The 14,495-nt window shown below is 54.8% G+C and carries 12 protein-coding genes and 2 pseudogenes; 6 read left to right on the top strand and 8 right to left on the bottom strand.

Features of this window, described 5'->3' with window-relative positions; all coding sequences use genetic code 11:
- The first annotated feature begins 114 nt into the window (after positions 1 to 114).
- Positions 115 to 1,005 (top strand): CDF family cation-efflux transporter FieF, encoded by an 891-nt coding sequence (gene fieF, locus V6942_RS20240; RefSeq protein ID WP_106929344.1) that lies wholly within the window; start codon positions 115 to 117, stop codon positions 1,003 to 1,005.
- A 198-nt stretch (positions 1,006 to 1,203) separates the two neighbouring features.
- Positions 1,204 to 2,166, top strand: a complete 963-nt coding sequence (gene pfkA / locus V6942_RS20235) for a 6-phosphofructokinase (protein WP_106929346.1) — start codon at positions 1,204 to 1,206, stop codon at positions 2,164 to 2,166.
- 68 nt (positions 2,167 to 2,234) lie between these two features.
- Here pfkA and rraA read toward each other — a convergent pair whose 3' ends face one another.
- From rraA to priA, 7 genes are all read right to left on the bottom strand, one after another.
- On the bottom strand, positions 2,235 to 2,720 hold the full coding sequence (gene rraA / locus V6942_RS20230) for a ribonuclease E activity regulator RraA (protein WP_035892355.1): 486 nt from the start codon (positions 2,718 to 2,720) through the stop codon (positions 2,235 to 2,237).
- Between the two features lie 92 nt (positions 2,721 to 2,812).
- Positions 2,813 to 3,739 carry a 1,4-dihydroxy-2-naphthoate polyprenyltransferase gene (menA, locus tag V6942_RS20225; RefSeq protein WP_106929353.1) on the bottom strand — a complete coding sequence of 309 codons (927 nt, stop codon included), beginning with the start codon at positions 3,737 to 3,739 and terminating at the stop codon, positions 2,813 to 2,815.
- Positions 3,740 to 3,808: 69 nt separating this feature from the next.
- Positions 3,809 to 5,140: an HslU--HslV peptidase ATPase subunit gene (gene hslU / locus V6942_RS20220; RefSeq protein WP_106929355.1), complete on the bottom strand. Its 1,332-nt coding sequence runs from the start codon at positions 5,138 to 5,140 to the stop codon at positions 3,809 to 3,811.
- A 9-nt stretch (positions 5,141 to 5,149) separates the two neighbouring features.
- Complete coding sequence (hslV, locus tag V6942_RS20215) at positions 5,150 to 5,680, bottom strand: ATP-dependent protease subunit HslV (protein WP_103779960.1); 531 nt, start codon at positions 5,678 to 5,680, stop codon at positions 5,150 to 5,152.
- Between the two features lie 91 nt (positions 5,681 to 5,771).
- Positions 5,772 to 6,746, bottom strand: coding sequence for a cell division protein FtsN (gene ftsN, locus V6942_RS20210; protein WP_106929357.1), 975 nt, complete (start codon positions 6,744 to 6,746; stop codon positions 5,772 to 5,774).
- Between the two features lie 98 nt (positions 6,747 to 6,844).
- The gene (gene cytR / locus V6942_RS20205; protein WP_182929725.1) at positions 6,845 to 7,867 is read right to left on the bottom strand and encodes a DNA-binding transcriptional regulator CytR; all 1,023 of its coding nucleotides are present in this window, start codon (positions 7,865 to 7,867) and stop codon (positions 6,845 to 6,847) included.
- A gap of 150 nt (positions 7,868 to 8,017) precedes the next feature.
- Positions 8,018 to 10,213, bottom strand: coding sequence for a primosomal protein N' (gene priA, locus V6942_RS20200; protein WP_182929724.1), 2,196 nt, complete (start codon positions 10,211 to 10,213; stop codon positions 8,018 to 8,020).
- Positions 10,214 to 10,413: 200 nt separating this feature from the next.
- On the opposite strand from priA, the gene rpmE reads away from it, so the two are divergent.
- Together rpmE and V6942_RS20190 are read left to right on the top strand one after the other, a co-directional pair.
- Positions 10,414 to 10,626, top strand: coding sequence for a 50S ribosomal protein L31 (gene rpmE / locus V6942_RS20195; protein WP_106929362.1), 213 nt, complete (start codon positions 10,414 to 10,416; stop codon positions 10,624 to 10,626).
- Positions 10,627 to 11,053: 427 nt separating this feature from the next.
- A complete protein-coding gene (locus V6942_RS20190) occupies positions 11,054 to 11,734 on the top strand; it encodes an oligogalacturonate-specific porin KdgM family protein (RefSeq protein WP_106929364.1) in 681 nt (226 codons plus the stop codon).
- A 267-nt stretch (positions 11,735 to 12,001) separates the two neighbouring features.
- Here V6942_RS20190 and V6942_RS20185 read toward each other — a convergent pair whose 3' ends face one another.
- Positions 12,002 to 12,997 carry a LacI family DNA-binding transcriptional regulator gene (locus tag V6942_RS20185; protein ID WP_333501743.1) on the bottom strand — a complete coding sequence of 332 codons (996 nt, stop codon included), beginning with the start codon at positions 12,995 to 12,997 and terminating at the stop codon, positions 12,002 to 12,004.
- 107 nt (positions 12,998 to 13,104) lie between these two features.
- Between V6942_RS20185 and V6942_RS20180 the strand changes: the two are divergent.
- Both V6942_RS20180 and V6942_RS20175 read left to right on the top strand, forming a co-directional pair.
- Positions 13,105 to 13,182: pseudogene (locus V6942_RS20180) on the top strand (hypothetical protein); the annotation flags it as partial.
- Between the two features lie 60 nt (positions 13,183 to 13,242).
- A pseudogene (locus tag V6942_RS20175) lies at positions 13,243 to 14,481 on the top strand (MFS transporter).
- Positions 14,482 to 14,495 lie beyond the last annotated feature (14 nt).

The raw sequence follows: 14,495 nt of genomic DNA, 5'->3' as shown, positions 1-14,495 counted from the left end.
ACACCATCCCTGTCTTCCCCCTCATGATGAGGGGGTTTTTTTTGTCCTGAATTTGTCACATCACGGCGCTTAAACATTCCGCTATACTACGCAGATCTGAAGTCAGGAGTGTTTATGAATCAATCTTATGGCCGATTGGTCAGCCGCGCGGCAATTGCGGCAACGGTGATGGCCTCACTGTTACTGGTGATTAAAATTTTTGCATGGTGGCTGACCGGCTCTGTGAGTATTCTGGCTGCGCTGGTGGACTCGCTGGTGGATATCGCCGCTTCGCTGACTAACCTGCTGGTGGTGCGCTATTCGCTGCAGCCGGCCGATGAAGAGCACACATTTGGTCACGGCAAAGCGGAATCGCTGGCAGCGCTGGCGCAAAGTATGTTTATTTCCGGTTCAGCGTTGTTCCTGTTCCTGACCGGTATTGAGCATCTGGCGCGGCCGACACCCATGAGCCAGCCTGGTATTGGCGTGATTGTGACGGTGATTGCGCTCATTAGCACCCTGATTCTGGTCACGTTTCAGCGCTGGGTGGTGCGAAGAACGCAAAGTCAGGCCGTGCGGGCAGATATGCTCCACTATCAGTCTGATGTTATGATGAACGGCGCCATTCTGATTGCGCTTGGCCTTTCCTGGTACGGCTGGCATCGTGCCGATGCGCTGTTTGCATTAGGAATTGGCATCTATATTCTATATAGCGCGTTGCGCATGGGGTATGAAGCGGTTCAGTCGCTGCTGGATCGCGCGTTGCCCGATGAGGAACGTCAGGAAATTATCGACATCGTGACCGCCTGGCCTGGCGTGAGCGGTGCTCACGATCTCCGTACGCGGCAGTCAGGGCCGACCCGCTTTATTCAAATCCATCTGGAAATGGAAGATAACCTGCCGCTGGTTCAGGCGCATTATGTTGCTGACCAGGTGGAGCAGGCGATTTTGCAGCGTTTTCCCGGTTCCGACGTGATTATTCACCAGGACCCATGCTCTGTCGTGCCACAGGGCAGCAGCATTTGAACTTTCGTAGTGGTTGTACAAAGTGTGAGCTAAATCGGCATTATTTGTATAAATAACCGCCGGTTAGCCTGACCTGAATCAATTCAGCAAGAAGCGCTTGATATACTATCTCTAGATAGCGTCGTTCTCTCCCCCCTACATCGGGAGCGCTTCGGGCAGAAGAATTAATTATTAGCATTCCTAAGTTCAGAGGTAGTCATGATTAAGAAAATCGGTGTGTTGACAAGTGGCGGTGATGCGCCAGGCATGAACGCCGCCATTCGCGGCGTTGTGCGCGCAGCGTTGACGGAAGGCCTGGAAGTGATGGGCGTCTACGACGGTTACCTGGGCCTGTATGAAGATCGTATGGTTCCGCTTGACCGTTACAGCGTGTCCGACATGATCAACCGCGGTGGCACCTTCCTGGGCTCCGCACGTTTCCCGGAATTCCGCGACGAAAACGTCCGTAACGTGGCTATTGAAAACCTGAAAAACCGCGGTATTGATGCGCTGGTTGTGATCGGCGGCGACGGCTCCTACATGGGCGCCATGCGTCTGACCGAAATGGGCTTCCCGTGCATCGGTCTGCCGGGCACCATCGATAACGACATCAAAGGCACCGACTACACCATCGGCTTCTTCACCGCGCTGAGCACCGTGGTAGAAGCGATTGACCGCCTGCGCGACACCTCTTCTTCTCACCAGCGTATTTCCGTGGTTGAAGTCATGGGCCGCTACTGCGGCGATCTGACCCTGGCGGCAGCGATTGCTGGCGGCTGTGAGTTTATCGTCGTGCCGGAAATCGAATTTAAGCGTGACGATCTGGTTGCGGAAATCAAAGCGGGCATCGCGAAAGGTAAAAAACACGCGATCGTGGCTATTACCGAGCACATGTGCGACGTTGACGAGCTGGCCCACTTTATCGAAGCGGAAACCGGCCGTGAAACCCGCGCCACCGTACTGGGCCACATTCAGCGCGGCGGTTCCCCGGTGCCTTACGACCGCATCCTGGCGTCCCGTATGGGCGCGTACGCGATTGAACTGCTGCAGCAGGGCTACGGCGGCCGCTGCGTCGGTATTCAGAACGAAAAACTGGTTCACCACGACATCATCGACGCGATTGAAAACATGAAGCGTCCGTTCAAAGGTGACTGGCTGGAATGCGCTAAACAGCTGTACTAATTGACGCTGTAAAAATAGCGGATAAAAAAAAAGCCTTCTCGTTGAGAAGGCTTTTTTGTTGGCAGGGGTTATTCAATATCCAGCGCATCTTCCGACAGAATAATACCGGTATTGTCAGCATACAGATGATCGCCGGAGAAGAAGGTTACCCCGCCGAAATTGACGCGTACGTCGCTTTCGCCGATGCCTTCACCCGCCGCTCCAACCGGAATGGCTGCAATGGCCTGGATGCCGATGTCCAGCTCTTCCAGATCGTCAACCTGGCGCACCGCGCCGTAGACCACAATACCTTCCCACTCGTTTTGCGTGGCCAGACGGGCAAGGTCGGCGTCGATCAGCGCGCGACGGACTGAACCGCCGCCGTCGACCAGCAGAATGCGGCCACGGCCGTTCTGTTCGAGCAGATCGTACAGCAACCCGTTATCCTCGAAACATTTTACGGTGATGATTTGCCCACCGAACGACAACCGTCCGCCAAAGTTAGAGAACAGGGGTTCTACTACGTTGACATCTTCCTGGTAGATGTCGCAAAGCTCGGAAGTATCGTATTTCATAGGATTAACGCTCAGTTGCTGCGAGTGATTTTAGTATATCGCGCTCTATGCATTGTTGGCAAAATCATCAATTGTTAATTGATATTTGTCAGTTAAGCCAGCGTCTTGCTGAGCACAATACCGATAACGAACAGCAGGTTAGTCAGCAGCGCGCCTTTGACCGTCCGCTCAAGCATCGGCGGCATTGCCTGCGGTGAGCGTTCGCGCAGCACGTAGCGGGCCTGCTTCACCAGCAGCGGGGTGCTGAGAATAAACAGCCAGCCCCACGGACTGTGCAGTGACAGCAGGTTAAACAGTGCCAGGCAAACCAGCGTCCCCATCAGCAGACAAACGTGGTAGCGGCGGGCGTTAACCGGCCCTAAGCGCACCGCCAGGGTGTTTTTGCCGTTTTCACGGTCGCTGTCGATATCGCGCAGGTTGTTGATATTGAGCACTGCTGTCGCCAGCAGGCCGCAGGCGGTGGCCGGCAGGATAATCGCGCTGCTCAGGCTATGCGTTTGTAAATACCAGCTGCCAATTACGCTCAGCCAGCCGAAGAAGATCAGCACTGAAACGTCGCCGAGGCCAATGTAGCCGTACGGACGCGTGCCGACGGTGTAGGTGATGGCGGCGATAATCGCCAGCAGACCCAGCACGAGGAAGCCAATGAAATCGCCGGGAGTCTGCGACGCACTAAACAGCAGGGCAAGGCCGGAAACGCAGATCAGGCCGACGGTGACGATCAACGCGCGCTTCATCTGCGCCTGGGTAATCACCCCTTTTTGCATCCCGCGCAGTGGCCCGATGCGGTCCGGCTTGTCGCTGCCTTTGACCGCATCGCCGTAGTCGTTGGCGAGGTTAGAAAGAATTTGCAGCAGGCTGGCGGTAATCAGCGCCAGTACGGCGACGATGGCGTCAAAGTGGCCCTGCCACCAGGCGAGTGCGGTACCGACGATAATCGCCGCGCAGGCCAGCGGTAAGGTTTTAGGGCGCAGGCTTTCCAGCCAGGCCTGGGTGCGGCTCACAGGTGTATTTGTCATTAGTAATCAGCCAATAAAAATGGGGCTTTTCAGCCCCATCAATTAAAGATGAAAATGCAGTGACCGCGATTATAGGATAAAACGGCTCAGATCTTCATCTGCGACTAATGCATCCAGATGTTTGCTCACGTATTCCGCATCAATTGTGATGCTCTGGCCGTTGAGGTCGCTGGCGTCATAGGAGATATCTTCCATCAGACGCTCCAGAACGGTATGCAGACGACGCGCACCGATGTTTTCGGTGGTTTCGTTCACCTGCCACGCCGCTTCGGCAATGCGTTTGATACCGGATTCGGTGAACTCGATATTCACGCCTTCGGTTGCCATCAGCGCTTTGTACTGTACGGTAACCGACGCGTTTGGTTCGGTCAGGATACGTTCGAAGTCGCTGGTGGTCAGCGCCTGCAGCTCAACGCGAATCGGCAGACGGCCCTGCAGCTCCGGAATCAGATCGGACGGCTTCGCCACCTGGAATGCACCGGAAGCAATAAACAGAATGTGGTCGGTTTTGACCATACCGTGTTTGGTGGAGACGGTGCAGCCTTCGACCAGCGGCAGCAGATCGCGCTGTACGCCTTCGCGAGATACGTCCGGGCCGGATGATTCGCCGCGCTTACAGATTTTATCGATCTCATCGATAAACACGATACCGTGCTGCTCAACCGCATCAATTGCGTCTTGCTTCAGCTCTTCTGGATTCACCAGCTTCGCCGCTTCTTCTTCAATCAGGAGCTTCATCGCATCTTTGATTTTCAGCTTACGCGGTTTCTGCTTCTGGCCGCCCAGGTTCTGGAACATAGACTGCAGCTGGCTGGTCATCTCTTCCATGCCCGGAGGTGCCATGATTTCTACGCCCATCGGCGCGGCGGCGAGATCGATTTCAATCTCTTTGTCGTCCAGCTGGCCTTCGCGCAGCTTTTTACGGAACGCCTGGCGTGCGGCAGAAGGTTCAGACGGCTGTTCAGCCTGGCCCCAGTTGTTTTTGGCCGGTGGGATCAGCGCGTCGAGAATGCGCTCTTCGGCCATTTCTTCGGCACGGTAGCGGTTTTTCTCGATGGACTGAACGCGCACCATCTTGATCGCTGAGTCGGTCAGATCGCGGATGATGGAGTCCACTTCTTTACCGACATAGCCCACTTCGGTGAACTTGGTCGCTTCAACTTTGATGAACGGCGCGTTGGCGAGCTTCGCCAGGCGACGGGCAATTTCGGTTTTACCAACGCCGGTCGGGCCAATCATCAGAATGTTTTTCGGCGTAACTTCGTGGCGCAGCTCTTCATCAAGCTGCATACGGCGCCAGCGGTTACGTAAGGCGATAGCCACGGAACGCTTTGCTGCGTCCTGGCCGATGATGTGTTTGTCCAGTTCGCTGACAATTTCGCGTGGGGTCATTTCAGACATGGGAGATCCTTACGCCTTAGACGGTAATTCTTCAATGGTATGGAAATGGTTGGTGTAAATGCAGATATCGCCTGCAATATCCAACGCTTTTTCAGCAATTTCACGGGCGCCAAGCTCGGTATTTTCCAGCAGCGCACGGGCCGCGGCCTGGGCATACGGGCCGCCGGAGCCGATAGCAATCAGGTCATTTTCTGGCTGCACGACGTCACCGTTGCCGGTGATGATGAGAGAGGCGGTTTCGTCCGCGACCGCCAGCAGGGCTTCCAGCTTGCGTAGCATCCGGTCGGTACGCCAGTCTTTCGCCAGCTCAACGGCGGCTTTGACCAGATGGCCCTGGTGCATTTCCAGTTTACGTTCAAACAGTTCAAACAGCGTGAAGGCGTCCGCAGTGCCGCCTGCAAAGCCAGCGATCACTTTGTCGTTGTACAGACGGCGAACTTTTTTCACGTTGCCTTTCATGACGGTATTGCCCAGCGTGGCCTGGCCATCACCGGCGATTACGACGTGGCCGTTACGGCGAACACTTACTATTGTTGTCACGAGCAGACCCCTTCTTACAAATACGGATGTAGGGGCCCCGTACCGCGTACGGGGCAGAATGTAAGTATAAATGGGGGGGTTTTTAGGGGTTTCAACCCCCGGTAGCGAGCCTAATGCAGTTTCCGTGACCGGCCATCTTCAGACGGGCGATGGTGCTGTCGGCGTTATCCTTACCTTTGACCGGCCCGATGACCACGCGATTCCAGCCGTTGTTGGTGGTGATCTTCGAGTCAAATCCTTCAAACGCCAGCTGGGCACGGACGGTTTCCGCCTGTTCCGCGCCTTTAAACGAACCGCACTGGACCATCCAGCGACGTTCGTCTTTTTTCTCGCTCGCTTTTGGCGGCGTGGTGTCATGCGTCACCGGCGCGGCGGCCTGCGTTTTAGGCTGTGATGTCGTATGCGCTGGCGTTTGCAGCAGATCCTGATACGGCGAGTTGGATGCGACCGCTTTTGGCTGCTGCGTTTGCGTTTGACGCGGCTGCTGCACCGGCTGCGTCGCGCGAGTTTGCGTCTGCGGCGCCTGGACCGGCTGCGTTTGCGTCCACTGTTGCTGTTGTTGCTGCTGAACCTGCTGCTGAGCAAGGCGCTGACGCTGTAGCGTTTGCTGGCGTTGGGCTGGCGTTTGCTCGTTCCACGGTACTTCGGTCAGCTGCGTTGGCTGTTGGCGCATATCCGCCTGCATCTGGGCCAGCAGCTGGCGCTGTTCGTCGGTCAGCTGATTAGGGTTAATCACTTCCCCGCCCGCGGACGGTTCCGTTGGCGCACGCACGCCTGGCTGGCGGCTTTCCAGCTCTTTGATATAGCGCCAGCGCTCTTCCGGCTTCGGCGGCAGGCCGTTACCGGTCATCTGGCGGCTTTGCAGAGATTCCGAGTCTTCTTTTTTATGGTGCGTGATGAAGTACAAACCGCCGATAAAAGCGACCACTACCGCAGCAGCAATCGCCACCATGGCAGGAGAGACTGCCGGAAAGTTACTCTGCTTTTTCCGTGTATTCCGTGAAGCGCTGTTCTTGCGCCGCGAAGGTGCCTGCTGGCCCCGGCGTACATAGTCTCGTTGTGCCACTATCGTTTCGCTGTCTTTTTCCGTTAGTTAGCCCGACATGTTACTTAAGCGGCGGGGCTTTGACCAGACAAGCAAGTCCTAAAGGACCCCGCTTTACATCATATTTTACTTGTACTGCCGCGAACGATCAGTTCACAGTCAAGAAGACGCGAACCGCTATCAACAAACTTCCCGCTCAGCTGGTTTAACAGCAGCAGCATGGCTTCTCGGCCGATATCAAAGCGCGGCTGAGAGACGGTGGTTAACGGCGGATCGCAGAACTCGGCCAGCGAGATGTTATCGAAGCCGATGATGGACAGATCGTCGGGTATTTTAAGGCCCCGGCGTTTAGCAAACGAGAGCGCGCCCAGCGCCATAATGTCGCTGTGGCAGAACACTGCGGTCGGTGGCTGCGGCAGCGCCAGCAGCTGTTCCAGCGCGCTGGCACCCGCTTCATAGGTAAAGTTGCCGCGGGCAATGTAGTGGGGATCGACGGTAATACCGCAGCGGCGCAGCGCCTGAACGTAGCCCTGAAGACGGTAGTGGCACAGCGGCATTTCTTCCGGCCCGGCGATGCAGCCAATGCGCTGATGACCCAGCTCGTGCAGATAGTTAACGGCGTTAAAGGCGGCAGTGAGGTTGTCGATGTGTACGGTCGGCAGGCCCAGTTCTGGCGCAAATTCGTTGGCCATGACCATCGGCGGCAGGTTGCGCTGCTCTTCGATACTGGCATCGAACGGCAGACGCGAGCCGAGCAGCAGCATGCCGTCAATCTGCTTGGTGATGATTAAATCGATGAAGGTTTTTTCCTGCTGATTCTGATGAGCACAGTCGCCAATCAGCACCAGATAGCCCTGCGCCGCTGCGGTGACCTCGATCCCGCGGATCACTTCGCTAAAGAAGGGATCGCAAATATCCGGGACAATCACCAGGATGGTGCGTGACTCGTTGCGCTTCATGTTACGCCCCTGCATTTGCGGGAGATACCCCACCTCCAGCGCCGCCTGCTCGACGCGATTACGCGTTGCCTGCGAGACCTTCTCTGGGTTCATCAATGCACGGGATACGGTTGCCGTAGAGACATTCGCCTGCAGGGCAACATCTTTCATGGTTGCGGCAACAACCGGTTTTTTAGCCTTCACCTGATTCTCTCCTCACTCACTGGCGCAGGCACGTCCTTTGTGACCTGACATCTGACACACTTTTATCAGATAGTTAGGGAGATCTGTTACAGAATTTTCATCAAAAGTGTGATGATTGTTTGATTCCACGATCCCGCTCGCAACTCTGAATTAACCTTCTATCGGGTCAACGTCGAGAACCCACTTCACTTTGCGGGATTCCGGGAGCGTATTGATGAGCGCCAGCGTACCGGTGACGATATGCTGCAAACGCACGCGCGACGGATGCTGAAGCAGGATTTGCCAGCGATAGCGGCCGCCGCGCTTGGGCGCCAGCGACGGAACCGGGCCCAGCACCCATAGCTTGTCGTCCGCCAGCGGGCTGGCCTGAATCAGATTACGCAGCTGCTGTAGGAAAATGGGGGCCTGCTGGTTGTTATGGTCTTCCGCGCGGATCAGGACATGGCTGGTATACGGCGGCAGCTGCATGGTCTGGCGTTCGGCCAGCGCCTGTTCGGCAAAGGCGTTATAGCCTTTATAGAGCAGCGTTTGCAGCAGTGGGTGATCCGGATGGTGGGTTTGCAGCACCACCTCTCCCTGTTTACCCGCGCGTCCGGCGCGGCCGGAGACCTGGGTATACAGCTGGGCAAAGCGTTCCGCAGAGCGGAAGTCGGCAGAGAAAAGCGCGCCGTCGACGTCCAGCAGGGCAACCAGCGTCACGTCCGGGAAATGGTGGCCCTTTGCCAGCATCTGCGTGCCGATCAGAATACGTGCGCCGCCGCGATGCACTTCCGCCAGGTGCTGCTCCAGCGCGCCTTTGCGGCTGGTGGTGTCGCGGTCAATGCGCGACAGCGGGACGCCGGGGAACATAGGCGCCAGAGCCTGTTCAAGCTGTTCCGTTCCCAGCCCCACGGGCACCAGGTGCGTTGAACCACAGGAAGGGCACTGGCGCGGAATGGGCCGCTGGCTGTCGCAGTGGTGGCAGCGCAGGTGATGCTGTGCCTGGTGCAGCGTATAGTAGCTATCGCAGCGCGGGCACTCGGCAATCCAGCCGCAGTCGTGGCACAGCAGCGTCGGGGCAAAGCCTCGGCGGTTAAGAAATAAAATGACCTGATTATCGGCCTGCAAATGCTGGCGCATACGGTTAATCAGCGCGGGCGAAAGCCCGGCCTGAAGGTGCTGGCCTTTCAGATCGAGCACGTGCTGCGTTGCCGGGCGCGCGTTACCCGCGCGGCGGGTTAAGCGCAGCAGGCGATATTTGTGCTGGCGGACGTTGAGCAGCGTTTCTAATGCGGGGGTTGCCGAGCCAAGGATGATAGGAATTTGTTCGCTGTGCGCGCGCCACACGGCCAGATCGCGGGCATGGTATCGCCAGCCTTCCTGTTGTTTGTAGGAACTGTCGTGTTCTTCATCAATGACAATCACGCCGAGGTTTTTAAACGGCGTAAACAGCGATGAGCGAGTGCCAATGACGATAGCTGCTTCGCCGCTTCTGGCCTTCAGCCAGGCGGCGAGACGTTCGCTATCGTTAAGCGCTGAATGCAGCACTTCTACCGGGGCGTTAAAGCGTTCGCGAAAGCGCGCAATGGTCTGCGGCGTCAGGCCGATTTCCGGCACCATCACCAGCGCCTGCTTGCCTTTGGCGAGCACGTTTTCGAGCACGCTGAGATAGACTTCCGTTTTGCCTGAGCCGGTCACCCCTTCCAGCAGCCATGCTGAAAACTCGTCAGACGCGCTGTGGATTGCGCCCACGGCGGTCGCCTGTTCGGTATTCAAACGCAGGCGCTCACCCGGCACCGAGTAGGTTGCGCGCCAGTCGACCGTTTCCGGCGCCAGGCTACCCAGCTCGCACAGGCCTTTGGTGCGCAGCGCCTGCATGGCGCTTTCATTAAATTCCAGCTCCGCTACCTGATGACGCCATATTTTCCCCTGACGTAGCGCGGCCAGCGCCTGCTGCTGTTTCGGCGATCGCTTCAGGCTATTGATGTCGACCGCCTGCCCCTGTTCGGTGGCAAACCAGAACCACTGCGGCGTGGCGCTGGCGGGTTTCCCCTGGCGTAGCATAATCGGCAGGGCGTGGAACAGGACGTCGCCAATCGGATGATGGTAGTACTCCGCTGCCCACAGCAGCAGACGCCAGACGGAGTGGGAGAATACCGATTCGCCGTCCAGCACGTCGAGCACCGCTTTGAGCTCATCGCGCGGCAGCTCGCTGCTTTCGTTGACGGAGACCACGATGCCGACGCGCTCCTGTTTGCCGAACGGCACGCGTACGCGGCAGCCCGCTTTGGCGCTGAGGGAATCAGGCAGCAGGTAGTCGAACGTACGGGGCAGCGGAACAGGCAGGGCGACGTGGGCAACGGGCATAATTTCTTCCTGACTTGAAATCTGGCGAGACAGTATACACATTGTGGTAAGGGAGCGCGGATCAGTTTGCATCTGCTGGTCAAATTCTGTATGATTCGCCGCCTTTGATGCATTTTGGCATCAGGAAACTTACTATCAACATCGCGTGGTGTCTGGCGTTAGGGCTGGAAGAGCGACGCGGCCTTAACCGAGGTTTTCCCATGAAAAAAGATATTCACCCGAAATACGAAGAAGTTACTGCTACCTGTTCTTGCGGTAACGTGATGAAAATCCGCTCTACCGTCGGTCACGATCTGAACCTGGACGTGTGCGGTAAATGCCACCCGTTCTATACTGGCAAGCAGCGTGATGTTGCTACCGGTGGCCGTGTTGACCGCTTCAACAAGCGTTTCAGCATCCCAGGCAGCAAGTAAGTTGCCAAGCGAAAAAAGCGCCTTAGGGCGCTTTTTTTGTGCCTCGCGATCGCCCGGCGTGACAGTTATTCTTCCTCGATTTTAAATCAAAACCGTGAATAGATATTTTAAAGAATAAGGTAAATCAATACCGCATTCGATATTCATCCCTCGAAAAATATTCGTGGCCTGATGAAATATATTTTTAATATGATAAATCGTATCTAATATAGGTGCGGGTAATTGTTTTTGTTGGTGATCTTCATCTTATTTACTCTGTCTTTTTTGCCATTTTTAAATTTCTGATGGCAATAATAAAAAGGTGTTTCTATCAATTACAAAATAAACTCTCAGCGTAACAGTATGGAATACGAAACAGCCTTTTATACTCCGCTTTAATTAGTAGGGATTATGGGACTGATTGCTGATATTTTTAAGAGTAATTATTATGAAAACAAAATACGCCTTCTTACTTCTGCCTTTATTATGTGGCGCGGCCCATGCGGGATATGTCGACTATCGTCATGAATACTACGATGATGGTCGTAACTACGACCGTGTGTACATGTCGAATCGCTTTGCTACCGGCTTTGGTGTCGCGGTAGAAGCGGTGTCGCGCTCTGATGATAAAGAATCAAATCATGCGCTGAACAATATGGAATCGAACAGCGCTGAATATACAGCAAGCTATCAGTTCGAGTGGCAAGGCTTTATCTGGCAGCCGGGTATCGCTGTGGAGATGGGTGATGATATGGCGATTTATAAGCCGTATATTCGCGTACAGTATAATATTAACGATAACTGGTGGACCGCATTCCGCTATCGTACCGAATATGCTCGTCGCAATGGTGATGGCCGTGACGATCGCACCGTTTATCGCCCGGAAGCCTGGCTGGGGTATAATATAAACAACTGGATGTTCGAACTTAACGGGATTTATAAGGTGGCCGACAGCGAGAATCTCTATAATAACGGTAAAGACGATTACGAATACAACTTCCGCGTAGCGTACAATATTAATTCGTGGATCCCATTCTTCGAGGTGGGTAACGTCTCTTCTGGTTATAACACCACCACCACTGACGATCGCCAGACGCGCTATCGTATAGGTCTGGGTTATAACTTCTGACCCTCTGCGGATGACGTAGGGATGATGTTATTTTGTGCTAAAAATTTTGTGATCTAAATCACATAAAAGTTGCGATGTCATCGAAAGACGCTTACTATTTGTCCATCAAATGACCGCAATAACTTTATGGGTAAAGGTGTGATTATGCTGACTGCAATGAAAAACGTGTTTGTATCTTACCTGATCTCTCTGTCTGAGCTTCATCCTGAAGTCACCCGCTTCTAAGACGCAAAAAAATGCTAAAAAACCGCCTTCAAGGCGGTTTTTTTATATCGATGCACCGTGGATCCACGGGCTGTCGACGTGCATCGTATTCCGATGTGTATCACCATTAATGATGTGTAGCGCGCTGAGCCGCCCAATCTCATAGTGCGGCAACTGCACCGTTGACAGCGGCGGCAGGAACAGGTCGCCAATACCGACCATATTGTCATAGCCTAGCACCGCGACATCCTCAGGTATCCGCAGCCCTTGCGCCAGCAGCGTTTGATAAACCATAAAGGCGATACGATCGTTACCGCAGATAACCGAATCAAATCGTGGTTGGCCCGCATCGATATTTTCCAGCACTTTTGCTGGCATATCACGATAGTGTGCGTCGCCATATTCCATGTAGTAATGGGTCAGCGTGGCGGGGTCGATCCCTGCTTCCTGACAGGCGCGTTCCAGGCCGCGTCGGCGGCGAACCGTTGCAAGGTGGTTCTCAGGCAAATGCAGACACAGCGGGCGTCTGTAGCCTGCTGCGAGCAGCCCCTGTACGGCAACGTACTGCCCTTGTTCATCGTCAGGGATAAAGCTGGCCACCGGATGGTGCAGGCTTTCACAGTTTGCCAGCACGCAGGGGAGCGTGAGCAGTTTGGCGGGCACCGGTACCTGGCGTAGACCCATCGTGGTATAGATGATACCGCCAGGGCGATGCGACAGCAGCAGGTCAACAATGGCGTCCGGGCTATCGTCGGAAAACATATTCACCACAAAGCTGTTCCAGCCGTGTGCGCGGGCGGTTTCCTCAATCGACAGCGTAATTTCTACCGAAAAGGGCGTGGTCACGGTATCGAGCGCCAGCACGCCGATGGTTTTCGGCGTATCGTGCGCGCCGCGAATTTTTTTCGCTGAGAGATCGGGTACGTAGTTGGTTTGCGCAATGGCCGCCTGAACGCGAGCCAATGTCTCAGGTTTGAGCCGCTCCGGGGAGTTCAGGGCCCGCGAAACGGTCATCAGCGAGACGTTTGCCAGTTTTGCCACATCCTTTAACGATGCCATTTTTTTACTCCACTCATGCGTCGTGCCATACGCTATATCACTAACCTACTGATGTAAAAGGGTTGCGTGCTATTTTGGTGAACGCCGCTCTTTTCCCGCGGCGGTAAATATTTGATCACGATCCTATTTTCATTATGTTAACGTTAACTTTTGTGATTAACATCGAATATCGTCACAAAACGACATGAGGAATGTTTTTTGTTAACGTTACCATCACGGCGTTAATCCACGATGAGATTGCCACGATGAAAGAACATCACTCACGCAGCTACCTGTTACTGAGCGCCTTACTGTTTTTCTTTTTTGTTACCTGGTCCTCTTCTGGCTCATTACTCTCTATCTGGCTCCATCAGGAAGTGGGACTACAAGCCGGAGACACAGGGATTATTTACGCCGTGCTGTCGGTTTCAGCGCTGTTTGCACAAGTTTGTTACGGCTTTATCCAGGATAAGCTGGGTCTGCGAAAGCATCTGCTCTGGTACATCACCGCGCTGCTGATTTTGTCCGGTCCGGCGTATCTGCTGTTTGGTTACTTGCTGAAAATAAATATTTTTGCCGGCAGTATTTTTGGCGGTATCTACATTGGGCTGACTTTTAACGGCGGGATAGGCGTGCTGGAATCCTACACCGAGCGCGTGGCGCGCCAGACGCATTTTGAGTTTGGTAAAGCGCGCATGTGGGGTTCTCTGGGCTGGGCGGTAGCTACGTTTTTCGCCGGGCTGCTGTTTAACATCAACCCGCAGCTGAACTTTGCGGTGGCGAGCTGCTCGGGGCTGATTTTTTTCTTTCTGCTGGTACGTTTGTCGGTTCCTACCGACGCACAATCGACGGCGGCCGAAGGAGCGGAAGGTTAAGTGAAGCTGGAAGATGCGCTGCGCCTGCTTTCACTGCCGCGCTTTTGGGCACTGGTGTTTTTTGTGGTCGGCACCTGCATTTACAGCGTCTATGACCAGCAGTTTCCTGTCTATTTTTCCTCGCAGTTCCCGACGTTGAAGGAAGGCAACGCCATGTATGGCTACCTGAATTCGTTCCAGGTCTTTCTGGAGGCCGCAGGCATGTTCTGCGCGCCGTGGCTGGTAAACCGTATTGGCGCTAAAAATGGGTTAATTTTTGCCGGAATGGTAATGGCGCTGCGTATGGTGGCCTCCGGTCTGGTTGAGGGGCCACTGCTTATCTCTCTCACTAAATTACTGCATGGCGTGGAGCTGCCGGTACTGCTGGTCTCCATCTTCAAATACAACAGCGCCCATTTCGACAAGCGCCTCTCCTCAACGCTTTATCTGGTGGGATTCGCCTGCACCAGCTCGATTATCGCCAGCGTGCTGTCGCCTCTTGCTGGCTATAGCTATGAAAAATATGGCTTTGCCGAATCCTATCTGTTTATGGGAGCCCTGGTGTTCTGCACCACCTTTATCTCCATTTTCCTGTTACGCGCCAGCAAACCGGCTTCCGAACCGCTGCTGACACAATCTTCTGCTGTCTGAATTAAGAGTGAAGA

It is taken from the genome of Kluyvera genomosp. 2, from assembly GCF_036759865.1.
Lineage (GTDB): Bacteria > Pseudomonadota > Gammaproteobacteria > Enterobacterales > Enterobacteriaceae > Kluyvera > Kluyvera ascorbata_B.
The sequence above is the reverse complement of the archived record's forward strand: the minus strand, read 5'-3'. Positions and strand labels throughout refer to the sequence as shown.

Bases quoted from the DNA above. Each gene is read 5' to 3' on its own strand.
- fieF (WP_106929344.1), top strand. From the start codon at position 115: ATGAATCAATCTTATGGCCGATTGGTCAGCCGCGCGGCAATTGCGGCA.
- rraA (WP_035892355.1), bottom strand. From the start codon at position 2,720: ATGAAATACGATACTTCCGAGCTTTGCGACATCTACCAGGAAGATGTC.
- pfkA (WP_106929346.1), top strand. From the start codon at position 1,204: ATGATTAAGAAAATCGGTGTGTTGACAAGTGGCGGTGATGCGCCAGGC.
- V6942_RS20185 (WP_333501743.1), bottom strand. From the start codon at position 12,997: ATGGCATCGTTAAAGGATGTGGCAAAACTGGCAAACGTCTCGCTGATG.
- V6942_RS20190 (WP_106929364.1), top strand. From the start codon at position 11,054: ATGAAAACAAAATACGCCTTCTTACTTCTGCCTTTATTATGTGGCGCG.
- rpmE (WP_106929362.1), top strand. From the start codon at position 10,414: ATGAAAAAAGATATTCACCCGAAATACGAAGAAGTTACTGCTACCTGT.
- menA (WP_106929353.1), bottom strand. From the start codon at position 3,739: ATGACAAATACACCTGTGAGCCGCACCCAGGCCTGGCTGGAAAGCCTG.
- hslU (WP_106929355.1), bottom strand. From the start codon at position 5,140: ATGTCTGAAATGACCCCACGCGAAATTGTCAGCGAACTGGACAAACAC.
- priA (WP_182929724.1), bottom strand. From the start codon at position 10,213: ATGCCCGTTGCCCACGTCGCCCTGCCTGTTCCGCTGCCCCGTACGTTC.